This window comes from Xanthobacter cornucopiae (genome assembly GCF_043195065.2).
Taxonomy (GTDB): domain Bacteria; phylum Pseudomonadota; class Alphaproteobacteria; order Rhizobiales; family Xanthobacteraceae; genus Xanthobacter.
Genome location: NZ_CM195531.1, coordinates 3,330,297 through 3,353,458, shown reverse-complemented (window position 1 = coordinate 3,353,458; position 23,162 = coordinate 3,330,297). Strand labels below are relative to the sequence as shown.

Genomic DNA, 23,162 nt, shown 5'->3' with positions numbered 1-23,162 from the left:
CATGCGCGACCTGTTCGGCATGATGAAGCAGGCCAAGGAGCTGCAGGAGCGCATGCAGCAGATGCAGGGCGAGCTGGAGCAGATCGAGGTCGACGGCGCCTCCGGTGGCGGCCTCGTCACCGTGCGCGTCACCGCCAAGGGCGAATGCAAGGCGGTGCGCATCGATCCCTCGCTGATGAAGCCGGACGAGGCGGAGATCCTGGAAGATCTCATCGTCGCAGCGCTCGCCGATGCCCGGGCCAAGGCGGAGCGGGTGATGCAGGAGAAGATGCAGAGCCTCACCGGTGGCCTGTCGCTGCCGGCGGGCATGAAGCTGTTCTGACCGTGCCGGTGACCCCGGCCAGCCCGTTAGGGCGTGGCCGGGGCCGGCAGCATTGGGGACTCAGTTGGCGGGCTGGCGGCGCCCGGCCTCATAGGCGGCGATCCATTTCTGGATCTCGCGGACGTGCTCGCTCTCTTCCTCGAAGAACTCCTTGGCGAGCACCTTGATTTCCGGGTCGTCGGTGCTTTCGAAGATCGAGCGGTAGTAGTCGAGGCTCGCCTGCTCGGCGTCGCGGGCGATCTCCAGCGCCTGCCCGTGTCCGATGAAGGGGTCAGCCGCCCAGATCTGCGCCGTTTCCGGGCTTTCGAGGTCCGGCCAGTTGTATTCGGCGGGCTTCAGGTCCGGAATATCACGATACTGGGCGCGCGCCCGCGCGTCCGCGAGGTGGAGCCGCGAATAATCCGACAGCTGACGGAACAGCTTGGCGACATCGCCATTGCCGCAGCTATCCATGGCATCGGCCAGCTCGCCGAAACGCAGAGCGGCCTCTTCTTCGAGCTTGGCGGCATAGGCCAGAAATTCCTCGACGCTTTTCAATGTCCCGTCCTTTCAAAAAACCGATGCGGTCAAAATTAAGCGCTGAACCCGCGGGTGTATGGACGCTGGCGAGGGCCAGGCGGCGTCAGCCATGAAGGAGTGTGCGGGTGGGAGCCGGGGGCGCCCATGAGGACGCGGCGCGCGCGGATGGCCGAAACGAGATGGCAGGCATTTTCGCGGTCCCGGTGTCTCAGGTGCGATGAGGCCGAGGACACGGCGTGCACATGCGGCGACGTGGCGCGCGTCCGTCGGACCCAAGCGGTGGCTTCCGCCCACGGCAGGGCCAAGGCTAACCCGAACCTTTAGGGCAGGGCGCGCCAGGCCGGATTGATATAGGTCAGTGGAGCGGAAATTCTTCGCGGCTGGAGCGGGGCGCCCGCCGTCGCGGCCAGAAAAAAGGGCGGCCGTGGGGCCGCCCTTTGATGCGAGGTGCGCGAGCCGCGCGGGGATCACTCCGCCGCGCCGGACTCGCCCGTGTTCTCGACCTCGGCGGCGGCCTTGGCGGCCTCGCGCTCGGCCTTGGCCTTGGCTTCCAGGTCCTCGCCGGTGGCCTGGTCGACCACCTTCATGGACAGGCGGGTCTTGCCGCGCTCGTCGAAGCCCATGAGCTTGACCTTGACCTTGTCGCCTTCCTTGACCACGTCGGAGGGCTTGGCCACGCGCTCGTTGGCCATCTGCGAGACGTGGACCAAGCCGTCCTTGGAGCCGAAGAAGTTCACGAAGGCGCCAAAGTCCACCACTTTCACCACGGTGCCTTCATAGATCTGGCCCACTTCCGGCTCGGAGGCGATGGACTTGATCCAGTTGATGGCGGCCTTGATGGCCTCGCCATTGGCGGAGGCGATCTTGATGGTGCCGTCGTCCTCGATGTTGATCTTGGCGCCGGTCTTCTCGACGATCTCGCGGATCACCTTGCCGCCGGAGCCGATCACTTCGCGGATCTTGTCCACGGCGATCTTCATCACCTCGATGCGCGGGGCATGCTCGCCCAGCTCGGCGCGCGCGGTGGTCAGTGCCTTGGCCATCTCGCCGAGGATGTGGACGCGCCCGTCCTTGGCCTGGGTGAGGGCGACCTTCATGATCTCCTCGGTGATGCCGGCGATCTTGATGTCCATCTGGAGCGAGGTGACGCCCTGCTCGGTGCCGGCCACCTTGAAGTCCATGTCGCCCAGGTGATCCTCGTCGCCGAGGATGTCGGACAGCACCGCGAACTTCTCGCCTTCCAGGATCAGGCCCATGGCGATGCCCGCCACCGGGCGGCGCAGCGGCACGCCCGCATCCATCAGCGCCAGCGACGAGCCGCAGACGGTGGCCATGGAGGACGAGCCGTTGGATTCGAGGATCTCCGACACCACGCGCAGGGTGTAGGGGAACTCGTGCTTGGCCGGCAGCATGGGATGGATGGCGCGCCAGGCCAGCTTGCCGTGGCCGATCTCGCGGCGGCCGGGCGAGCCCATGCGGCCGGTCTCGCCCACGGAGAAGGGCGGGAAGTTGTAGTGCAGCAGGAAGTGCTCCTTGTAGGTGCCTTCCAGGCTGTCGATGAACTGCTCGTCCTCGCCGGTGCCCAGGGTGGCGACCACCAGGGCCTGGGTCTCGCCGCGGGTGAACAGGGCCGAGCCATGGGCGCGCGGCAGGATGCCGACCTCGGAGACGATGGGGCGCACGGTGCGCACGTCGCGGCCGTCGATGCGGATGCCGTCGTCGAGGATGGCCCAGCGCACGATCTTGGCTTCGAGCGCCTTGAACACCTCGGACACCACCTGGGCGTTGGGCACGCTCTCGCCGGAAAGGGCCAGCTCCTCGTAGTGCTTCTTCACCTTGGCCTTGGCGGCGCCGACCGCCTCGTAGCGGGACTGCTTCTGCTTGATCTTGTAGGCGGCGCGCAGATCGGTCTCGGCGATTTCCTTGACCTTGGCCTCGATGGCCGAGACATCGGCCGGCTCGAAGGTGCGCGGCTCCTTGGCCGCCTTCTCCGCGAGGCGGATGATGGCCTCGATCACCGGCTGGAAGTGGCGGTGGCCGAACATGACCGCGCCGAGCATGATTTCCTCGGGCAGCTCCTTGGCTTCCGATTCCACCATCAGCACGGCGTCGCCGGTGCCGGCCACCACCAGGTCGAGGGCGCTTTCCTTCACCTCGTCCACGGTGGGGTTGAGCACGTATTCGTCGTCGATGAAGCCGACGCGGGCAGCGCCCACCGGGCCCATGAACGGAATGCCGGACAGGGTGAGGGCGGCGGAGGCGGCGACCAGGGAGACGATGTCGGGATCGTTCTCCAGGTCATGGGCGAGCACGGTGACGACCACCTGGGTGTCGCACTTGTAGCCGTCCGGGAACAGCGGGCGGATCGGACGGTCGATCAGGCGGGAGACCAGGGTCTCCTTTTCCGAGGGCCGCCCCTCGCGCTTGAAATAGCCGCCGGGAATGCGGCCGGCGGCGTAGGTCTTTTCCTGGTAGTTGACGGTGAGGGGGAAGAAGTCCTGGCCGGGCTTGGCTTCCTTGGCGGAGACCACGGTGGCGAGCACCTTGGTGTCGCCATAGGTGGCGAGCACCGAGCCGTCGGCCTGGCGGGCCATCTTGCCCGTCTCCAGGGTCAGCGTGGTTCCACCCCAGTCCAGCGTCTCGCTGTGGATATTGAACATGGTGTCTTGTCTTTCTCTCATGGCAAAACGGGAGAGCCATGAGCAAGACGGCGAGACGCGCCGCGCGAGGCGGCCCTTGTCAAAAGGGCGCTCCCACGGTGGCGTCCGGCGATCCTGCCATGACTCGTCCCCTGGCGTTTGCGACTGCGCGGCAGGCCCCATGCCTGCGGCGACGGCGCGCCGCTGCGGCGCGCGAAGTCCCGGCGACGCTGCGTCCGGGTCGGTTTTATGATCTTGCGGCCCCGGGAGCAGGCGCCCCCGGTGACCGGTGCTTCTTGCGCGCGGGGTGCGACCGCAGTCCGGCGCGCGGTGCCCGGATGCGGCCCAGGCGTCAGCGGCGCAGGCCGAGACGCCCGATGAGGGTCTTGTAGCGGCCCTCGTCCTTCTTCTTCAGATAGTCAAGAAGGCTGCGGCGCTGCGAGACGAGCTTGAGCAGGCCCCGACGGGAGTGGTTGTCCTTGTGGTGGGACTTGAAGTGCTCGGTGAGGTTCACGATGCGCTCGGTGAGCACCGCCACCTGAACCTCGGGCGAGCCGGTGTCGCCGTCCTTGGCGCCGTATTCCTTGATGAGCGCCTGCTTGCGCTCGGCTGTGATCGACATCGGACGATCCTTTCAAACGAGGTGGAAAACACGCCGGCCCCTGGTGCCCCGTGGTGGGGCCTCCGGATGGGGTGGCGGAGGTCGGCCGGGCCGGGATGTCGTCCAGCACGGTCGAAAGGGCAACGCAAAAAGCGGCACCCAAGGGCACCGTCCGCGCGCAAGAACTATAACGGATTTCCCGTTAAGAGCCAGCGGAATATTGACCGGCCGGGACCGGCCGGACGCGCCGGCGGCGAACCGGTCCCGACCGGGTGGCCCGGGGCGGCCCGCCGCGGAGCGAGGCCACGCGGGGGCGGTGGCCGGCGGCTCAGCGCGGCGCCTCGGCGTCGGGCCGGCGCGGCAGCTTGGCCCGCTTGGCCCAGTTGAACACGCGGTGGGGGTAGATCTCGCCCGCTTCCACGTCGCCGATGGCGATCAGCGCGTTCTGGCAGAAGACGGCGGCGTGACCGTCGATGATCGGGGCGTCGCGCCCGCGCAGGATCACGTTCTGGCCACACCGCAGCCGGTGCGCGTCGGGCGGGGTGACGGCGATCTGCGGCAGCTCCTCGAGCGCGAATTCCACCGGGTCGAGGGCGTCCAGCAGGGCCTCGTCGCCGGCATCGGCGCGCTCGCGCAATTCGTCGAGGGGCACCAGGTCCTCTTCCAGGAACGGACCCACCGAGGTGCGGCGCAGCGCCGCCACGTGGCCCCGGGAGCCCAGCACGCGGCCGAGATCGCGGGCGATGGCGCGGACGTAGGTGCCTTTGCCGCATTCGGCTTCCAGCACCGCGTGGTCGGCGTCGGGCCGCTCCACCAACTCCAGGCTGAAGACCGTGATCGGCCGCGCCTCCAGCACCACGGCCGCGCCCTCGCGGGCCAGGTCGTAGGCGCGCTCGCCGCCGATCTTCAGGGCGGAATACGCCGGCGGCACCTGCATGATCTCGCCGCGGAAGCTGGCCAGCGCCGCGACGATCTCCGCGTCCGCCGGACGGGCGTCGGAGCTGGCGACCGGCTTGCCCTCGGCATCGTCGGTGTCGGTCTCGATGCCGAAGCGCACCGTGAAGCGATAGGTCTTGCGGCCGTCCATCACATACGGAACGGTCTTGGTGGCCTCGCCGAAGGCGATGGGCAGGCAGCCCGAAGCCAGGGGATCGAGGGTGCCGGCATGGCCGGCCTTCTTGGCGCCGAACAGGCGTTTCACAACGGTCACCGCCTGGGTGGAGGTGAGGCCCACGGGCTTGTCGAGCAGCACCCAGCCGTCGAGGTCGCGCTTCGGCACGCGGGGGCGGTTGTCCTGCTCGCGCGGGCCACGCGGGCCACGCGGCCGGCCGGCGGGGGGGGGCGGGGCGGCCTCAGCCGAGGTGATTTCAGGGGCGGCGGCGAGGGCGGCGTTGTCCGGCGCCGGGACGATCGGGTCCGGCGTCAGCGCTTCGGCGGGCTCCGGGGCGGCGGGGGCGGCAGCAGATGCGGAGGTCATTCGCGGTTCGTCTCTTCGTCGTCGCGATCAGGGGTGCCGTCGAGGTCGCGCACGACTTCGGGCGAGCGCAGCAACGCGTCCATGCGGGCGCCCTCGTCGAACGAGGTGTCCTTGCGGAAGCGCAGCTCCGGAACGGATTTCAGGTCGACCCGCCGGGCGACCTCGGTGCGTAGGTGCCGGCTATTGGAGTCCAGCGCCTTCAGCACCGGGCCGATGTCCTTGCCGCCGAGGGGCATGACGTAGCAGGTGGCGATCTTCAGGTCGGGCGACATGCGCACTTCCGGCACCGTGATGATGTGGCCGGAGAGCACGGGGTCGATGTGGTCGCCCCGCGACAGCACGTCGGCGAGGGCGTGGCGCACCAGCTCGCCGACACGCAGCATGCGCTGGGAGGGGCCGCCTCCGGTGCGGGTTTCATGTCTCATGGGTTCAAGCCTCAGCGGCGCCGGCGGCGGGGCCGGGCGCCTTCGTCTTCAGGGGGAGCGGACGGGCTTGGACCGCGCCGCTCCGGTGATGTCGAAAAGGGAAACGCCATGCCGATCCACGTCGCCATAGGCGACGCGAATCGGCCGGAAACGTGTGGCGGTGGACCGTACACGCCGGCGCACCGGCATTATCCCACGCGGCGGCGGAATTGGCCGCAGCCGATCCCCCGCGCGCCCGGCGGTAGCCGGATCGTGCGGGGGAGGGGAGGAATAGCCGCGAGGCGCCTACAGGGAGCGCTGCACGATCTCCACGCGGTAGCACTCGATGACGTCGCCGGCGCGCATGTCCTGATAGTTCTCGAAGGACATGCCGCAGTCCTGTCCGGCGTGCACCGTGTTCACCGCATCCTTGTAGCGGTTGAGGGTGGCGAGCTTGCCCTCGTGGATCACCACGTTGTCGCGGATGAGGCGGACATGCTGGCCGCGTTCCACGATGCCGTCGGTGACCTGGCAACCCGCCACCTTGCCCACCTTGGAGACCGCGAAGATCTCCTTGATGACCGCGTTGCCGAGCATGGTCTCGCGGGTGATCGGAGCGAGCAGGCCGCTCATGGCCTTCTTCACGTCATCCACAAGGTCGTAGATGATGTTGTAATAGCGGATCTCGATGCCCGCCCGCTCGGCCGCGTCCCGCGCTTCCTTGTTGGCGCGCACGTTGAAGGCGATGATCGCGGCGCCGGAGGTTTCCGCCAGCGTCACGTCGCTCTCGTTGATGCCGCCGGCACCGGAATGGATGATCCGGGCCTGGACCTCGTCGTTGCCCACCTTCTCGAGGGCGCCGATGATGGCTTCCACCGAACCCGACACGTCGCCCTTGATGATGAGGGGGAATTCCTTGCGCCCGGTCGACTTGACCTGGCTCATCATCTGTTCGAGCGAGCCGCGCATGGTGGCGGAGCGGGCCGCGGCCTTCTCGCGCTTCTGGCGCTGGCGGTAATCGGTGATCTCGCGGGCACGGGCCTCGTTCTCCACCACGGCCAGGCGGTCGCCGGCCTCGGGAGTGCCGTTGAAGCCGAGCACCTCCACCGGGAACGATGGCCCGGCGGTGTCGACATTGGCGCCGGTGTCCGACAGCAGCGCGCGCACGCGGCCCCACTCGGCGCCGGCCACCACGATGTCGCCCACCTTCAGCGTGCCGCGCTGCACCAGCACGGTCGCCACCGGACCGCGGCCGCGGTCGAGCTTGGCTTCCACCACGGTGCCCTCGGCGTCGCGGTCGGGGCTGGCGCGCAGGTCCAGCAGCTCCGACTGCAGGGCGATCGCTTCCAGCAGCTTGTCGAGGTTGAGGCGCTCCTTGGCGGAGACCTCCACCTCGAGCGTCTCGCCGCCCATGCTCTCCACCTGCACCTCGTGCTGCAGCAGCTCGCTGCGCACCCGCTCCGGCTTGGCGCCGGGCTTGTCGATCTTGTTGATGGCGACGATGATCGGCACCCCCGCCGCGCGGGCGTGGTTGATGGCCTCGATGGTCTGAGGCATCACGCCGTCGTCCGCCGCCACCACCAGCACCACGATGTCCGTCACCTTGGCGCCGCGGGCGCGCATGGCGGTGAAGGCGGCGTGGCCGGGGGTGTCGATGAAGGTGATCTTGCTGCCCGAGGGCGCGGTCACCTGGTAGGCGCCGATGTGCTGGGTGATGCCGCCGGCCTCGCCGGACACCACGTTGGCCTTGCGGATCGCGTCCAGAAGCGAGGTCTTGCCGTGGTCGACGTGGCCCATGATGGTCACGACGGCCGGGCGCGGCAGCAGGGTTTCCGGGGCGTCGGGCGTGTCGAACAGGCCCTCTTCCACGTCGGATTCCGAGACGCGGCGCACCGTGTGCCCCATCTCCTCGGCGATCAGCTCGGCGGTGTCGGCGTCGATCACGTCGGTGATCTTGAGCATCTGCCCCTGCTTCATCAGCAGACGGATCACGTCCACGCCCCGCTCCGACATGCGGTTGGCGAGTTCCTGGATGGTGATGGTCTCGGGCAGGATCACCTCGCGGGCGATCTTTTCCTTGCTCTCCTGCGCCCGGTTTCCGGTCATGCGCTGGGTCCGGCGGCGGAACGAGGCCACCGAGCGCTGGCGCTCTTCCTCGCCGGACAAAGCGGTGACCACGGTCAGGCGGCCACGCTGCTTCTCGGGACCGGCGGGTGCGCGGGGCACCTTGGCCGGCGGCGTGACGCGCGCGCTCGGGCCCTTGCGGACCGCGCGGCGCTCGTCCTCTTCCGTGGTCGCGGCGGTGGTCGGCGCGCGCGGCGCGGCCGGGCGGGCCGGCGTGGCGGTGCCGGCCGGACGGCTGGCACCGGCGCCCTGCTCCTCGCCGAAGCGCTTGCGCGCCTCCTGCTCGGCGCGGCGCTTGCTCTCGTCCTCCTGGGCCCGGCGGGCATCTTCCTCGCGCTTGCGGGCCTCGGCGGCCTCGCGCTCGGCGCGCTCCACACGCTCGCGCTCGGCGCGGCGGCGGGCCTCCTCCTCGGCGATGCGGCGTTCTTCCGCCATGCGCCGCTCTTCCACCTCGCGGACGCGGGCATCCGCCAGCGCGCTGGCGCGGGCGTTGCGCTCCTCCTCGGTCAGGGTGCGCAGCACCACGCCCGAGCCGCCCTGGCGCGGCGCGCCCGGGCGGCCCTGGGGACCACCGGCGCGGCGGTCGCTGCCGCCGCCGGCCCGCTGGCCACCTTGACCCTGACCCTGGCTCGAACCCTGGCCGGGGCGGTTGGACTGCGGCGCGCCGGAGCGCTGAGGACCGCCGGAACCGGCCCGCTGGCCGGCGCCTCCGGCCGGCCGGGGACCGCCGTGGCCGCCGCCCTGGCTCGCGCCCTGCGGGGCGGAGGGGCGCGGCGTGGCGCCGGCCGGTGCGGCCGGTCGGGCGGCGGGTGCGGCAGGCTTCGACACGGCGACAGGGGCGACGGGCGCGGCCGCCGCGACAGGCGCGGTGGCGGCAGGCGCAGCGGTCGGCGCCGACGTGGCGACCTTCGCCTCCGCGGCGGGCGCGGGAGCGTCGGGAATCTTGGCCTCGGGCGCGGGCGCCGCCACCGGCTGCGGCGCAACCGGAGCCGCAGCCTGGACGGGAGCGGCGACGGGAGCGGCCGGCGTGGCGGGTGCCGCGGTCACCGGGGCGACCGGGATCTCAGCGGGCGCGGCGGGCGGCGGGGCGGGGGGAGTCGTGGGCGCGGCGACCGCCGCCGCGGGAGCGGCGGGGCGCGCGGGCGCCGCCGGCGCGACCGGAGCCGCAGCCGCGGGCTGGCCCGCCTCACCGGGGATGACGCGGCGCTTCACCTTCTCCACCACGACCGCCTTGGAGCGGCCATGGCTGAAGCTCTGGCGCACCGTGCCCTGCTCCACCGGGCGCTTCAGTGTGAGCGTCTTGCTGCCGGGGGCGGGATGGAGCGTCTTGTCGCCGGGTGTCTTCGTGTCGTTCATTCCGTATCCGTTCCTTGCATCCGGCCGGGCGCTCGGCTGCTGTCCTTGTCTTCGCCGCTCTGGTGATCAGCTGATGGAACCAGAGCGATAAGGTCCCCGCTCACGGGTGCCCCTTGCTCGTCGCCGACGGGTATCCCCGTCCGCCAGCGCCCGAGCTTGCGGCAGCGCGCGAGAAATCCCGCTGTCGTCGGATGCGCAAGCAGGGCCGCATGTACCACATTTGACCGCCCCAACGCCAAGTCCAAATCAACGCCGGGTAAGCAATTGACAATGTCGAGCGCCGGCCGGCCCGTGTCTTCCGCCTGCCGGGCCATCTGGCGGGCGAAGGCGTCGAGCTTGCGCACCCCGTCGGGGCGGGCGTCGGCGGCGTGCAGGAGCACGCGGGCGGAGCCGGACGCGAGCGCCGATTCCACCTTCATGGTCCCCGTCACCACCTGCCCCGCCTTGTTGGCGAGGGACAGGCTGGCGCGGGCGTCCTTTTCCAGCAGCGCGTCGATCAGGGCGACGAGGTCGGGCGGGGGCGCGCCCTTGCCCTTGAAGGCGCGGCCGAAGGCCTTGCGCTTCAGGGCGGTTTCGAGATCGGCGCGGGTCGCGGTCACCCAGGCGCCGCGCCCGGGCAGCTTACGGGCGAGGTCCGGGACGATGCGCCCGTCCGGCCCCACCACGAAGCGAACCATGTCGGCGACCGGGGCGACGACCCGACGGGCAAGGCACAGGCGCGACAAGGGCGCCCGCGGCGAGCCAAGCCCGCGCGGTCCGTCGTCCGTCTCCACCTCTGCCAGTTCTGCGTTCACCGCGGGTCATCTCCTTCGGCTTTCAGGCGTCTGCGGGGGTGGCGTCGTCACCGGCCTCTTCGGCGGTGATCCAGCCAGCCGCGACGCGGGCGTGCATGATGAGCTGCTCGGCATCCTCGCGGGAGAATTCGAAGCCGTCGAGGGCACCGGTGTGGCGGGTGGTTTCCCCGTCCTTGCGCTCCGACCAGCCGATCAGGTCGTCGGTGGCGCAGCCGGCCAGGTCCTCCACGGTCTTGATGTCGTTCTCGCCCAACGCCACCAGCATCTTGGTGGTGAGGCCGGGAAGCTCCTTCAGCCCGTCCTCGACGCCCAGTTCCTTGCGGCGGGTGTCGAAGCCCTCTTCCACCGCGGCAAGATGTTTCAGGGCGCGCGACTGCAGCTCGGCGGCGGTGTCCTCGTCGAAACCCTCGATGGAGGCGATTTCGTTGATGGGCACATAGGCGATTTCTTCCACCGAGGTGAAGCCCTCGGAGGTCAGCAGCTGGCCCATCATCTCATCAAGGTCGAGCGCCTCGGCGAAGATCTTGGTGCGCTCGGCGAATTCCTTCTGCCGCCGCTCGCTCTCCTCCTGCTCGGTCATGATGTCGATGTTCCAGCCGGTGAGCTGGGTGGCGAGGCGCACGTTCTGGCCGCGACGGCCGATGGCCAGCGAAAGCTGGGCATCCGGCACCACCACCTCGATGCGCTCGCGATCTTCGTCCAGCACCACCTTGACCACCTCGGCCGGGGCCAGCGCGTTGACGATGAAGGTGGCGATGTCCGGGTTCCAGGGGATGATGTCGATCTTTTCGCCCTGCAGCTCGTTCACCACCGCCTGGACGCGCGAGCCGCGCATGCCGACGCAGGCGCCCACCGGGTCCACCGACTGGTCGCGCGAGATGACCGCGATCTTGGCGCGGGAGCCGGGGTCGCGGGCCACCGCCTTGATCTCGACCACGCCGTCATAGATCTCCGGCACTTCCTGGGCGAACAGCTTCGCCATGAACTGCGGATGGGTGCGGGACAGGAAGATCTGCGGGCCGCGCGGCTCGCGCCGCACATCGTAGATATAGGCGCGGATCCGGTCGCCGGTCTTCACGGTCTCGCGCGGCAGCAGCTCGTCACGGCGCAGGATGCCTTCGCCGCGGCCGAGGTCCACCACCACGTTGCCGTATTCCACGCGCTTGACGAGGCCGTTCAGCACCTCGCCGATGCGATCCTTGTATTCGTCATACTGCCGGTCGCGCTCGGCCTCGCGCACCTTCTGGACGATGACCTGCTTGGCGCTCTGTGCGGCGATGCGGCCGAAGTCGAAGGGGGGCAGGGTGTCGGCGATGGTGTCGCCCACCTGCGCCGCCGGATTGTGGCGGCGGGCGCCGTCCAGGGTGATCTCGGTGGCCGTGTTCTCCACCTCGTCGACGACCAGAAGGTGGCGGGCCAGGCGCAGTTCGCCGGTGCGGGGATTGATGTCCGCGTGAATGTCCGTCTCCTGGCCGTAGCGCGAGCGCGCGGCCTTGGCGATGGCATCCTCCATGGCGGCGATGACGATGGAGCGGTCGATGGACTTTTCCCGCGCGACCGCATCGGCGATCTGCAGCAGTTCCAGCCGGTTTGCGCTGACGGCCACCATCAGTGCGTCTCCTTCACGGTGCCGGTGATCTCGAAGTTGGACTTCTTGGCGTTCGACTTCTTGGCCTTGGCCTTCTTGGTCGCCGCCTTCTTGGCCTTGTCCGCCTTTGGCTTGCCCATGGCGGGCCGCACGCGCTTGCCCTCGTCCCGGCCGGAGGGGGCCTTGCGCGCCTTGGCGGCAGGGGCGGTTCCAGCCGCCTGGTCCCGGGTCTCGCCCCGGGCGTCGTCCTGGCTATCGTCGTGGGCGTCGGCATCGGCGCCGGCGTCCGCGTCCTCCAGGAACGCTTCCTCGTCGTCGTCCAGCTCGGCGCCGGCCGCCTTGGCGGCGCGCAGGGCTTCGGTGATGAGGGCGTCGGTGAGCACCAGCTTGGCGTCGTGGATGTCGCCCACTGGCAGGCGCACGGTGGGGTCTTCGTCGGCGCGGGCGTCCTGGCGGCGCACCAGGGCGAGCTCGCCCTCGGTGCCCAGGAGGATGCCGCGGAACCGCTTGCGGCTGTCCACGGGAACGCTCATCTCCACCTTCACCTCGTGCCCGGCCCAGCGCACGAAGTCGGAGCGGCGCACCAGCGGCCGGTCGATGCCGGGGGAGCTCAGTTCCAGGCGATAGGCGCTGGTGATCGGGTCTTCCACGTCGAGCACCGGCGAGAGGGCGCGGGAGGCGGCCTCGCAATCGTCGATGCTCATGGTGCCGTCCGGCCGCTCGGCCATGATCTGCACGGTGCCGCCGTCGCGATTGGTGACCTTCACGCGCACCAGGCGATAGCCAAGGGCTCCAAGCACGCCTTCGGCGATGGCGGCCACACGGGCGGCCACTCCGGTTTCGGTGATGAGGCGCGGCTCGCTCGGGTCGTCGCGCACGACGAGGGTCTCGGTCATGTCCCTCCGGGACGGCTGGGCGTCGCGCGCCGTTCAGCGACGCGATGCCGGGGTCAATTTCAGGCCTGTGCGCCGCGCGTATCCGGTAAACGACAGCCGGATAAACAGAAACGGAGCGGGCCCCGCCGGGACCCACTCTCATCACCTTCGACTGCGATGGCGCTGAGGCATCCCCATCCGGGGACAGCACAAATATAGCTGGAATTGGCGAAGACGCAAGACGGGCCGCGCGCCCCATCCGTTCTTTGCGGGAATCACCGTCGGTCGCCGGGTCGGGGACACGCGGCGGCGCTCGATGGCATCGTCGCCCGTGCGGCCGCCCGTGCGGCCGCCCGCGCGGTTGCCTGTGGGGGGGCTCAGCCTCCGACGGCTTGCTCCAGGCGGGCGCGCAGCGCCGTGATCTGGTGTTGCAGGCGGGTGAGGTCCTCGATCTCCAGGCCGGTGGCCGCGAGGATGCACTCGGGGATGCGTTCGGCGGCCTGCTCCAGCGCACGGCCTTGCGGCGTCAGGCGCACCCGCACCACCCGTTCGTCGCGGGTATCGCGGGCGCGGGTGAGGTGGCCCATGGCCTCCAGGCGCTTCAGCAGCGGCGTGAGCGTGCTCGAGTCCAGGGACAGGCGCTCGCCGAGGGCGCCCACGGGCACGTCGTCCTGCTCCCACAGAAGCAGCATCACAAGGTATTGAGGATAGGTGAGGCCGATGGCCTCGAGCAGCGGTTTGTAGACGCGATTGAACGCGTGGCCCGCGGCGTAGATGGCAAAGCACAGGTGATGGTCGAGGCGCGGCCTCGGCATGGGGGAAGGGGGGTGCTCGCTCATGGGCGCTCCGGATCGGCGGGCTGCGGCACCCGGGCTCCGCCATGCGCGGGAGCGCCGGGTGGGGGCTCTGACTGTCGCAGAAATAATTCGTGCACGATCTTATCGCAAGCGCTTGACGGCGAGGTCGCGCCGTGAGATAGATTGTGCACGATCTAATCGTGAGCGCATTAAAGTTTCCGCTTCTCCCAGCCGAAAGGACACATCATGTCGGTCAATGTTCTCTATCGCACCTCCGCCCGCGCCACCGGTGGCCGTGATGGCCGGTCCGGCACCCTGGACGGCACTTTGGACGTGAAGCTGGTGGTGCCGAAGGAGCTGGGCGGCCCCGGCGGCGCGGGGGTGAATCCCGAGCAGCTGTTCGCCACCGGCTATGCGGCCTGCTTCCTCGGCGCCATGAAGTTCGTCGCTTCCCAGGGCGGCACGGCGAAGGTGCCGGCGGACGCCACCGTCACCGCCACCGTGGGCATCGGCCCGCGCTCCGACGGCGGCTTCGGCCTCGACATCGGGCTGGCTATCGATTTGCCGGGGGTGGACCGCGCCGCCGCGCAGCAGCTGGTGGAGAAGGCACATTTCGTGTGCCCCTACTCCAACGCGACGCGGGGCAACATCGATGTGACGCTGACCCTGGTCTGACGCGGCCCGGGTCCCGGGGTGATCCGGGCCGGCGGGATGCGCCGGCGATCCCGCGCGATGCGTCAGCGCGCGGGATCGGATCGCCCGGTCTCCGTCCGCCCCGATCGTCCTTCCCGGGTGGCGGAGGCACGCCGCGCCGGGCTGTGGCCGTCCTCGCCCCTCAACTTTTCATTGCAGTAAAATCAGGTTGTGCAACTATGAAAAGTGGTTGTGGCGCGGGAGGGCGACATGCCGATCGAACTGGCGAAGATCAAGGGGATTTCGGTCGTTCAGGATGATGACGGGCGGGTGCATTGGCACTCCGGCGGCGCCATCGATGCCGACGGGGCCAATGGGCAGAGGGGCGCGCCTTTCGCCTATCGCATGGATGATAACGGCCTGGATGCCCTGGCCAACGCCGGCTGGCCCAATGCCGGCTGGCACAACGTGCTGATGGACCGGGGCGACGGGTTCCCCCTCGCGGACACCAATGGCAACGTCTATTCCAGAACCACCTATGCCTGGAAAGGCCGACCCATCACCCCCCGCTATGTGGATGCGGTCACCGTGCCCTATGCGGTGGTCAATCCGCTCGTCCGGCTGCGGGCGGTGGGTGTGGTCATCGGCTGTCGGGCGAGGATCGGCTACAGCGGCCGGAGCATTGACGCCGTGGTGGCTGACGTCAGCGGTGCCGGGAGTATCGGCGAGCTGTCGATCGCAGCGGCGATGGCCCTCGGCATTCCGAGCTCGCCGCGCAATGGCGGCACGGACCAGGGCGTCCAATTCGAGATATGGCCCGGAAGCGCCGCCCTCACCGGCGGTGAGATCTATGAGCTCCAGCGGGCGTGAGCGCACCCCCCGCGCCGGCTGGGGTGTGGCGGGACGCGCGCCGGCGCGTTCAGCTCGCCTCGCTGCGCAGGGCGCTCTTTTCGCGCCGACGCTGGACGGACGAGGGAATATTCATGCCCTCGCGATACTTGGCCACCGTGCGGCGGGCGATGTCGATGCCGTCGTCCTTCAGCTTTTGCACCAGGGTGTCATCGGAGAGGATGTCGTCCGGCGCCTCGGCGTCGATCAGCGTCTTGATGCGGTGGCGCACCGATTCCGCCGAGTGGGCCTCGCCGCCGCCGGATGCGGAGATGGCGGAGGAAAAGAAGAACTTCATCTCCACCACGCCGCGCGGGGTGGAGATGTATTTGTTGGACGTCACCCGCGACACCGTGGATTCGTGCATGCCGATGGCGTCCGCCACCGTGCGCAGGTTCAGCGGCCGCAGGTGCCGCACGCCGTGCAGCAAGAAGGCGTCCTGCTGGCGCACGATCTCGCTCGCCACCTTGAGAATGGTGCGCGCCCGCTGGTCGAGGGAGCGGGTGAGCCAGCTGGCGCTCTGCAGGCACTCGGCCAGGAAGCTCTTGTCGCCGGCCGAGCGGGCCACCTTGGCCACGGTGGCGTGATAGGTCTGGTTCACCAGCACGCGCGGCAGGGTTTCCGAATTCAGCTCCACCAGCCAGGCCCCGTCCGGCCCGGGCCGCACATAGACATCCGGCACCAGCGGATGCACCACCCCGGAGCCGAAGGCCAGGCCGGGCTTGGGATCAAGCCGGCGAATCTCGCCGATCATGTCGGCGATGTCGGCGGCGTCCACGCCGCAGATGCGCTTCAGGGCGTTGCGGTCGTGCTTGGCCAGCAGTTCAAGATTTTCCACCAGGGCGCGCATGGCCGGATCGTAGCGGTCGCGTTCCTTGAGCTGGAGGGCGAGGCATTCCGACAGGTTGCGCGCGCCGACGCCGGTGGGCTCGAAGCTCTGGATGAGGCGGAGCACATCCTCCACCTCCTCGCGGCTGGCGGCGAGTTGCTCCGCCACCTGGCCGATGTCGCCCGTGAAATAGCCGGTCTCGTCGATGAGGCCGATCAGGTGCAGGCCGATGAGCCGCCGCGCCGGGCTGGTTTCCGCCACCGAGAGCTGCGCTTCCAGGTGGTCGGCAAGGGTGGTTTCGGCGGCGAGGAAGGCTTCCGGGTTATAGTCCTCCCCCCGCTCGCCGCCCCCGCTGCTCCACTCGCTGGACGAGGAAGACGGGCTGGAGGAGGGGGTGGCCGCGGCGCGCTCGGCCGGGGCGTCGTCGGGGAAGACATTGCCGAGATCGGTGTCGAGCCGTGTTTCCATTTCCGCCCGGCTGGGCTCCATGTCGCCGGTCATCCAGTCGCCGGACTGGGCGTCGCGCTCGGAGGCGGGCGGCTCGGGGGCCTCCATCTCGTTGCTCTCGGCCGGGCCGCCGTCCTCGCTCGCGCGTTCCAGCAGCGGGTTGCGCTCCAGCTCCGCCTCCACATAGGCCACCAGTTCCATGTTGGAGAGCTGCAGCAGCTTGATGGCCTGCATCAGCTGCGGCGTCATCACCAGAGACTGGCTTTGCCGGAATTCCAGTTTCGGGGTCAGAGCCATCGACGCTCCTCCCGGGGACAGAGGAGGGCAGGGGTCATAGGCGGAACTCCTCGCCGAGATAGAGCCGCCGCACGTCCGGATTGGAGACGATGGAGTCGGGATCGCCCTCCATCAGCACCGAGCCGGAATGGATGATGTAGGCGCGGTCGATGAGCCCGAGCGTCTCGCGCACGTTGTGATCGGTGATGAGCACGCCGATGCCGCGGGTGGTGAGGTGGCGCACCAGGGCCTGGATGTCGCCCACGGCGATGGGATCGATGCCGGCGAAGGGTTCGTCCAGCAGCATGAAGGATGGACGGCTGGCCAGCGCGCGGGCGATCTCCACGCGCCGGCGCTCGCCGCCCGACAGGGCGATGGCGGGCGACTTGCGGACATGGGTGATCTTGAACTCCTCGAGGAGCTGCTCCATCTCCTCCTGCCGCTGGCGGCGGTCGGAGACCGTCACCTCCAGCACCCCCATGATGTTCCCTTCCACGGTGAGGCCGCGGAAGATGGAGGCCTCCTGGGGCAGGTAGCCGATGCCGAGGCGCGCCCGGCGATACATGGGCATGGGGGTGACGTCGTGGCCGTCGAGCTCGATGCGGCCGGCATCGGCCTTCACCAGGCCGGTGACCATGTAGAAGCAGGTGGTCTTGCCGGCGCCGTTGGGGCCGAGCAGGCCCACCGCCTCGCCCCGGCGCACATACATGGAGACGTCGCGCACCACCTTGCGGCCGCCATAGGTCTTGGCGAGGCCATAGGCGGCCAGGGCGCCGACGCCCGTGTCGGCATAGGGGTCGTCCGCGTGCTGGCGCCGGCGCGGCGCATCTGCATGGGGCGGGGGCGCGTCGGCATGTTGCGACGGCCATGTGACAAAGGCTTCACCGCCGCCGTCGTCGTCCCTGTCATCGTCCGGACGACGAGGGGAGGACGCGGCCCCCGGCGCGCGAAAGCTGTCGTGATCCGCCTCGAAGTCGGGATTCAGGCTGATTTCGCTGTTCCGGCGCTTGGTGGCGCCCCTGCCGAATAGGGAAAGGACGTTCAACTCTACCTCCGGCCCGCGGTCCATGAGCGACAGGTGTAAAGCGTCCGCGCGAGGGATGCAACGTTACAAGCAAAAAATGGGCCGAAATGGGGTGGGTGGGGCTGCGGCAGGGTGGCGCGCGCATTCGGCCCGCGCCGCGCAGGCCCGGCGGCACCGTGGCGAAGCCGCGCGCCGAGACGTGCAAGCGAGCACGCACGTAGGCGCGCGGGGCGCAAAGCCCGTCGGGCACCGCGCGATGGCGTGGGGCCGGACAGCCGATGTCACCAGATATAGAACGATTTTGAGGTGGCGCGAAGCGGGAACCGGCCGGAGGCCGGCCGTCTTCAGCGGGCGCCGGGCGCTGCCGGCGCGGGCGGCGCCTGGTTCTTCAGGCTGCCGGGCACGATCAGGCTCTCCACCCGCCCACCCTCGAAGCGGGACACGCCGGTGACGAGGTTCACCACCAGCTTCTGGCCGCGGATGACGTTCGGCCCCTGGGTCAGCACCACCGGCTTGCCGGTGAGGGTGACGGTGTTGGACTGCATCTCGAAGATGCCGGTCTCGCCGGTGGCGGTCTGGTCCTTGGTGCGCACCACCACGCCGCCGGTGGCCTCCAGCTTGCGAATCTGCCCCTGCTTCATGCCGGCGCCTTCTTCCGGAGCGCCCACCGAGCCGTCGTAATAGACGAGCAGGTCCTTGGAGTTCAGCGTGGTGTCGCCCTGCAGCACCACCACGTTGCCGGAGAACACCGCCACCTTGTCCTTGTCGCGCACCTCAAGCGAATTGGCGTTGATGCGCACCGGCTCGTCGCGGTTGCGGGCGAAGCCCTGCAGCGCGTTCGGCACGCTCTGCCCCTGGGTCTGCGCCAAAGCGGGGCCGGCCAGGAGCGCCGAGGCGGCCAGCATCAGGGCGCCGAGGGCGCGGCGGGGCGTCGTGGTCATGGGTGCGGCACCGGTCGTGGAGAGGTGATGAGGGGGATGTCGTCGCCGGCCGCGGCCGCCGGGGCGCCGGGAATGGAGCCGGTGGCGGCGGCGCGGTCGGCATGGGGGGGCTCGGGGCGCTGCGCCGCCCGCTGCGCCGCCGCCCGTGCCTCGGCTGCCTTCACCTCCTCCGCCCGCTTGGCTTCCTCCGCCTTGGCGGCATTGGCGCGGGAAATGTCGGAGATGCGGAAGTCGAGCTGCACATGGCCTTCGAACCGCGCCTTCTCGCCGCGGTCGGTCACCTTAAGCGTGTCCGCCACCAGCCGCCCGTCGAGATAGGTGAAGGTCACCGGCCGCGCGGTGGCGATGGTGCCGCTTTTCACGTCCACCTCGGCATTCTCCAGGTGGCCGCCATAGCCGCCCTTCATCGCCAGCTCGACGCCGTCGTCGAGGGTGATGAACTGGCTCTTGGTGTCGAGGCTGCCCTTGCGGGCCTGCACGCGGGCCCAGCCGTGGTCGGCCATCTCCAGCTTCGCCTCGATGTCGGTGAGGTCGATCACGTCGGGGCGGGTGAGGTCCTGGGTGGCGGTCTTGGCGGTGACCGAATAGCCCCGGTTGTCGTCGGTGAAGCCGGAGAGCTTGGGCAGTTCCATGGTGAGCCGGGAGCCGGACAAGGTGAGCTGGCCGACGTCGAACGGCAGGTCGATCTTGACCTTCAGGCTGTTGAGCAGGGCCCCGGCGCCCAGCAGCACGACGCCGCCGATCACCGCCACCGGCAGGATGCGCCGGATCCAGCGCACACGGGAGCTGTGCCGCTGCGCCCGGCGGAAGTCGGGCGGCGGCGGCGGGGTGAAGGCGGTCGCCTCATCGGTGTCGAGGTCGCGTGGCGGCACGTGTCGGTTCATCTTCCCCATCCGGCGGCAAGGTGAGTGCCGGCTCGCGCGCCAGATCCCCGGGGAAACGCTTCCACACATCGGTGATCCGACGACACGTCGCCCCGCGTGCCGGGCCGCCAAAGTGTCCGAAATGCGCGCCGCGCGCAAGAGCGCCCGATAAGGACTTGCTGCAGCGCACATTTCTCTTGGACCGCCTCAGGAGTGGGAGAAAATGTCCTGCTCCGGCCAGCCGGCGAGGTCCAGCGCGGCCCGCGCCGGAAGGAAGGCGAAGCAGGCGGCGGCCAGGGCGGTGCGGCCTTCCCGGGCCAGCATCTCCTCCAGCTTCGCCTTGAGCGCGTGCAGGTACAGCACGTCGGAGGCGGCATAGGTGAGCTGGGCGTCGGTGAGGTCGCCGGAGCCCCAGTCCGAACTCTGCTGCTGCTTGGAAATGTCCACGCCGAGCAGCTCGCGCACCAGCTCCTTCAGCCCGTGGCGGTCGGTGTAGGTGCGCACCAGCCGCGAGGCGATCTTGGTGCACCACACCGGCTGCGGCATCACCCGGAACGTATGCTGCAGCACGGCGATGTCGAAGCGGCCGAAATGGAACAGCTTGGTCACCGCCGGATCGGTGAGCAGGCGGACGAGGTTGGGCGCGCTCTGGGCGTTGGCGCCCTGGGGAAGCTGCACCAGGTCGGCGCTGCCGTCGCCATTGGAGAGCTGCACCAGGCACAGCCGATCGCGGAACGGGTTGAGGCCCATGGTCTCGGTGTCGATGGCGACCACGGGCGCGGCCACGAAGTCGGCGGGCAGGTCGCCCTGGTGCAGGCGGATGGTCATGGGCGGTGTGTTCTCGTTCCGCGGGGGAGATAAGGCGGCGTGGTCCGTTCGCAACGGCATCGCCGGGGATGCGACAGCTACGCGCGAGGCGGCCCGCTGCGCAAGCGGATGTCGCGACCTTTCCGCCGCCGTGATATGAGCGGACCTGTGGGAAACCGCGCCGACGCCCCGTCGCGCGTGGCGCCATGACCGCCGGGCGTGGGGGCACCGTCCGGGCGGGGAAGCCGTGTGCCCCATGGGGTGGTTTCGCGTCTCGTCGCTTAGCGGGCATGATCCAAGGCCTTGTCCTGCCGTGTTCTTCCGCGTGAGCGGGGGGAGTGCTCGAATCCCCTGCCGGGTCCATCCCGGCGCGCGGGGCCGATGGGGCGCGGCGGTGGCAGGGTCGGGTGGTGGCGCCCCGGCCGGCGACGCGGGCCGTCCCGCATTCTGGTCTCGCGCCATCTCGGGCTGGGAGTTGACATGAAACGACGCATAAGCTGGGCGGGTCTGCTCGCCCTTTTCCTGATTCTCGCGGGCGGCGCCTGGGCGCCGGCGCGGGCGCAGCCGGCGCCTCCCGGGAGCTACCTGAACACCTGCCGCGATGTGCAGGTGCGCGGCGGCGGCCGCAATCTTGTGGCGTTGTGCGAAACCGAGCGCCGGGGCGTGTTCAACACCACGCGGCTCGACAACTTTTTCGAGTGCCGGGGTGATATCGCCAACCTCAACGGCCGCTTGTGGTGTGAGCGCCGTCCTGGCCCTGGCCCCGGTCCCGGCCCTGGCCCCGGTCCCGGTCCCCGTCCCGGCCAGGGCAATGGCCCTCCCGGCTCCTATCGCGCGACCTGCTCGCAGATCGACCAGCGCGGCAACACCCTGAACGCCATGTGCCGCACCCGGGCCGGCGATTGGCGGCCCACCAGCCTCGACCTGTTCGGTTGCGCCCCCGGCGGCGACATCTTCAACGACAACGGTCGCCTGACCTGCCGTCCGCGTCCGGTGCCTCCGGGCTCCTACCTGCAGACGTGCCGCAACGCGCGGGTGGCGGGCTTCTGGCTGGCGGCCGACTGCCGCGACATGAACGGCAACTGGCGCGATGCGCGGCTGAACCTTGCGACCTGCAGCCCGCAGCCGAACGTCGTCAATTTCAACGGCGCGCTGATCTGCCGTTGATCGGGAAGGGGGCGCGTCCGCGCCCCCTTCTGCCGCCGGCGCGCCACGCCGGCCGCCAACCGCGAGGGATCACCGGATGACCGCGCGAGGTGTGATTCGAGGGGGGCCAAGTGTTCTGCGGCCAAGTGTTCTGCGGTGGGGCGTTCTCCGCCTGTGCGGCGCGCTGCTGGCGCTGGGGGCGGCGGTGCCGGCCATGCCGGCCGTGGCCCAGGGGATCCCGCTCGGCACCTATCTGGCCTCCTGCCGGGAGGTGACGCTGTCGGGGCGCGCCCTGACCGCCGTTTGCGCGGCGGCGGGCGGCGTCTGGGTGGCGGCGCGGCTGGAGGACTACCCCTTCTGCGTCGGCGACATCTCCAATCGGAATGGAACATTGTTCTGCATGCGGGCGCTGACGGTGCTCGGCATCCAGACGCCCGCCGCCCGCGCGGCGGCGCGGCTTCCCCCCGCCGGCTCCTACATGGGCAGCTGCCGCGATATCCGCCTGGAGGACGGCTGGCTGAAGGCCACCTGCCCGGACCATGCCGGGCGCGCGGTGGAGGCCGGCATCGTCGCCAACTGGTGCGCCAATTTCGGGCGCGACATCGCCAACCTGGACGGCCAGCTCGCCTGCCGTTGAGTCCGGGGCGCGGCCCTGGCGCCGGGCGCGGGCGGGGCCCACCGCCAGGCCGGCTGGCGTGCGGCTCAGGCTGCGCCCCTGCGATCGACGTTGGCGAGGCTTGGCGGTGCGGCAGGTGGTGCTTTACGGTGCGCGAGGGTTGAACGCGGAGGGGGCGATGGGGGTGGCGCGCGGGGTCTGGCCGGTTCTCGGCATGGTGGCGGTGCTGCTGGCGTCGGCTGCGCCGGCCGGAGCGCGGGACCTGCCGGCGGGCAGTTACCTGGCCTCTTGCCAGGAGGCGAAGATTCGCTCCGGGCGCGATCTGGCAGCCGTGTGCGAGACCAGCGACGGCGGGTGGGTGGTGACCCTGCTGGAGGACTTCGCCTCCTGCACCGGCGACATCGCGAACAAGGACGGGCAGTTGTGGTGCGGCCGCGGGTCGTCCCTGTTCGGGTTTGGCGGCTCGGTGGTGACCGCCCCCGTGCGCCCGGCGACGCAGCCCGCCACCCAGCCGGCCACCCGGCCCGCGACGCAGCCGGCCACCACCTATGGCAATGTGGCGCCGCCCGGCTCCTATCTCTCCAGCTGCCGCGACATCGTCTTCGACTCGCAGACGCTGCGCGCGCTCTGCCTGAACCGGCTGGGCACCTGGCTGCCCGCCACGCTCCATGTCGGCTCCTGCCGGGGGCGGGACATTTCAAACGAGGATGGAAGCCTGCGCTGCGATGGCTCATCCTCTGGCAACCGGGGCGGCGGGTCGAGCGGGGGCTGGGGGGGCGGCGAGCCGCTGCCGCCCGGCTCCTACATCGCCACCTGCCAGGACATCACCTTCAGCGGCGGCGCCATCCGGGCCCGCTGCCAGGATCGCGGCGGCTTCTTCCGCACCTCGGTGCCGCTCTACGTCTCGCAATGCCAGCGCGGCGCCGACATCTACAACGACAATGGCTCGCTGCGGTGCGGTTCGGGCGGCTCCTGGGGCGAGCGTCCGCCGCCGGGTTCGTACACGGCCTCCTGCCGCGATATCCGCGTGGTGGCCGGCTGGCTGAAGGCCAGCTGCAAGGACCGGAACGGCCGCTGGACCGAGGCCACCACCGCCGTGAGCTGGTGCAGCGCCGGCCGCGACATCGCCAATGACGACGGCCGCCTGACCTGCCGCTGAGACCAAAGGCCCATGAGCTTGACTCATAGGTCTTCGG

21 protein-coding genes are annotated in these 23,162 nt (G+C 70.0%); 6 read left to right on the top strand and 15 right to left on the bottom strand.

Annotation, left to right across the window (positions count from 1 at the left end):
- Window position 1: 1 nt before the first annotated feature.
- Window positions 2-322 (top strand): YbaB/EbfC family nucleoid-associated protein, encoded by a 321-nt coding sequence (locus V5F53_RS14825; RefSeq protein WP_393995087.1) that lies wholly within the window; start codon window positions 2-4, stop codon window positions 320-322.
- A gap of 60 nt (window positions 323-382) precedes the next feature.
- On the opposite strand, the gene V5F53_RS14820 is transcribed toward V5F53_RS14825, so the two are convergent.
- The 10 genes from V5F53_RS14820 to V5F53_RS14775 all read right to left on the bottom strand — a co-directional run bounded on the left by V5F53_RS14820 (window position 383) and on the right by V5F53_RS14775 (window position 13,538).
- Window positions 383-859, bottom strand: coding sequence for a ferritin-like domain-containing protein (locus V5F53_RS14820; RefSeq protein WP_393995088.1), 477 nt, complete (start codon window positions 857-859; stop codon window positions 383-385).
- A 449-nt stretch (window positions 860-1,308) separates the two neighbouring features.
- Window positions 1,309-3,501, bottom strand: a complete 2,193-nt coding sequence (gene pnp, locus V5F53_RS14815) for a polyribonucleotide nucleotidyltransferase (protein WP_393995089.1) — start codon at window positions 3,499-3,501, stop codon at window positions 1,309-1,311.
- Between the two features lie 331 nt (window positions 3,502-3,832).
- On the bottom strand, window positions 3,833-4,102 hold the full coding sequence (gene rpsO / locus V5F53_RS14810; protein WP_393995090.1) for a 30S ribosomal protein S15: 270 nt from the start codon (window positions 4,100-4,102) through the stop codon (window positions 3,833-3,835).
- Window positions 4,103-4,409: 307 nt separating this feature from the next.
- Window positions 4,410-5,558: a tRNA pseudouridine(55) synthase TruB gene (gene truB / locus V5F53_RS14805; RefSeq protein ID WP_393995091.1), complete on the bottom strand. Its 1,149-nt coding sequence runs from the start codon at window positions 5,556-5,558 to the stop codon at window positions 4,410-4,412.
- Window positions 5,555-5,983, bottom strand: coding sequence for a 30S ribosome-binding factor RbfA (rbfA, locus tag V5F53_RS14800; RefSeq protein WP_393995092.1), 429 nt, complete (start codon window positions 5,981-5,983; stop codon window positions 5,555-5,557). The genes truB and rbfA overlap by 4 nt, the downstream gene beginning before the upstream one ends.
- A 285-nt stretch (window positions 5,984-6,268) precedes the next feature.
- A complete protein-coding gene (infB, locus tag V5F53_RS14795; protein ID WP_393995093.1) occupies window positions 6,269-9,442 on the bottom strand; it encodes a translation initiation factor IF-2 in 3,174 nt (1,057 codons plus the stop codon).
- Complete coding sequence (locus V5F53_RS14790) at window positions 9,439-10,236, bottom strand: RNA-binding protein (protein ID WP_393995094.1); 798 nt, start codon at window positions 10,234-10,236, stop codon at window positions 9,439-9,441. The genes infB and V5F53_RS14790 overlap by 4 nt, the downstream gene beginning before the upstream one ends.
- A gap of 22 nt (window positions 10,237-10,258) precedes the next feature.
- Window positions 10,259-11,845, bottom strand: a complete 1,587-nt coding sequence (gene nusA, locus V5F53_RS14785) for a transcription termination factor NusA (RefSeq protein WP_393995095.1) — start codon at window positions 11,843-11,845, stop codon at window positions 10,259-10,261.
- Window positions 11,845-12,720: a ribosome maturation factor RimP gene (gene rimP / locus V5F53_RS14780; protein WP_393995096.1), complete on the bottom strand. Its 876-nt coding sequence runs from the start codon at window positions 12,718-12,720 to the stop codon at window positions 11,845-11,847. The genes nusA and rimP overlap by 1 nt, the downstream gene beginning before the upstream one ends.
- A gap of 356 nt (window positions 12,721-13,076) precedes the next feature.
- Entirely contained in the window at window positions 13,077-13,538 is a 462-nt protein-coding gene (locus tag V5F53_RS14775; protein WP_393995097.1) for a MarR family winged helix-turn-helix transcriptional regulator, read from the bottom strand.
- Window positions 13,539-13,742: 204 nt separating this feature from the next.
- Here V5F53_RS14775 and V5F53_RS14770 point away from each other — a divergent pair, with 204 nt between their 5' ends.
- Both V5F53_RS14770 and V5F53_RS14765 read left to right on the top strand, forming a co-directional pair.
- Window positions 13,743-14,171: an organic hydroperoxide resistance protein gene (locus V5F53_RS14770; RefSeq protein WP_393995098.1), complete on the top strand. Its 429-nt coding sequence runs from the start codon at window positions 13,743-13,745 to the stop codon at window positions 14,169-14,171.
- A gap of 228 nt (window positions 14,172-14,399) precedes the next feature.
- Window positions 14,400-14,999, top strand: coding sequence for a hypothetical protein (locus V5F53_RS14765; RefSeq protein ID WP_393995099.1), 600 nt, complete (start codon window positions 14,400-14,402; stop codon window positions 14,997-14,999).
- A gap of 49 nt (window positions 15,000-15,048) precedes the next feature.
- Here the strand turns inward: V5F53_RS14765 and rpoN are convergent, their stop codons facing one another.
- The 5 genes from rpoN to V5F53_RS14740 form a co-directional block, all read right to left on the bottom strand.
- Complete coding sequence (gene rpoN / locus V5F53_RS14760; RefSeq protein WP_393995100.1) at window positions 15,049-16,590, bottom strand: RNA polymerase factor sigma-54; 1,542 nt, start codon at window positions 16,588-16,590, stop codon at window positions 15,049-15,051.
- A 34-nt stretch (window positions 16,591-16,624) separates the two neighbouring features.
- Window positions 16,625-17,614 (bottom strand): LPS export ABC transporter ATP-binding protein, encoded by a 990-nt coding sequence (gene lptB / locus V5F53_RS14755; RefSeq protein WP_393995101.1) that lies wholly within the window; start codon window positions 17,612-17,614, stop codon window positions 16,625-16,627.
- A gap of 323 nt (window positions 17,615-17,937) precedes the next feature.
- Window positions 17,938-18,534, bottom strand: a complete 597-nt coding sequence (locus tag V5F53_RS14750; protein WP_393995102.1) for an LptA/OstA family protein — start codon at window positions 18,532-18,534, stop codon at window positions 17,938-17,940.
- Window positions 18,531-19,418 carry an LPS export ABC transporter periplasmic protein LptC gene (gene lptC, locus V5F53_RS14745; RefSeq protein ID WP_393995103.1) on the bottom strand — a complete coding sequence of 296 codons (888 nt, stop codon included), beginning with the start codon at window positions 19,416-19,418 and terminating at the stop codon, window positions 18,531-18,533. Before lptC ends, V5F53_RS14750 begins: the two co-directional genes overlap by 4 nt.
- A 186-nt stretch (window positions 19,419-19,604) precedes the next feature.
- Window positions 19,605-20,225, bottom strand: coding sequence for a ribonuclease D (locus V5F53_RS14740; protein ID WP_393995104.1), 621 nt, complete (start codon window positions 20,223-20,225; stop codon window positions 19,605-19,607).
- A 459-nt stretch (window positions 20,226-20,684) separates the two neighbouring features.
- On the opposite strand from V5F53_RS14740, the gene V5F53_RS14735 reads away from it, so the two are divergent.
- The 3 genes from V5F53_RS14735 (at window position 20,685) to V5F53_RS14725 (ending at window position 23,125) form a co-directional block, all read left to right on the top strand.
- A complete protein-coding gene (locus tag V5F53_RS14735; protein WP_393995105.1) occupies window positions 20,685-21,371 on the top strand; it encodes a CVNH domain-containing protein in 687 nt (228 codons plus the stop codon).
- Window positions 21,372-21,447: 76 nt separating this feature from the next.
- Entirely contained in the window at window positions 21,448-21,987 is a 540-nt protein-coding gene (locus V5F53_RS14730; RefSeq protein ID WP_393995106.1) for a CVNH domain-containing protein, read from the top strand.
- A gap of 157 nt (window positions 21,988-22,144) precedes the next feature.
- Entirely contained in the window at window positions 22,145-23,125 is a 981-nt protein-coding gene (locus tag V5F53_RS14725; RefSeq protein ID WP_393995107.1) for a CVNH domain-containing protein, read from the top strand.
- The last annotated feature ends 37 nt before the right edge of the window (window positions 23,126-23,162 follow it).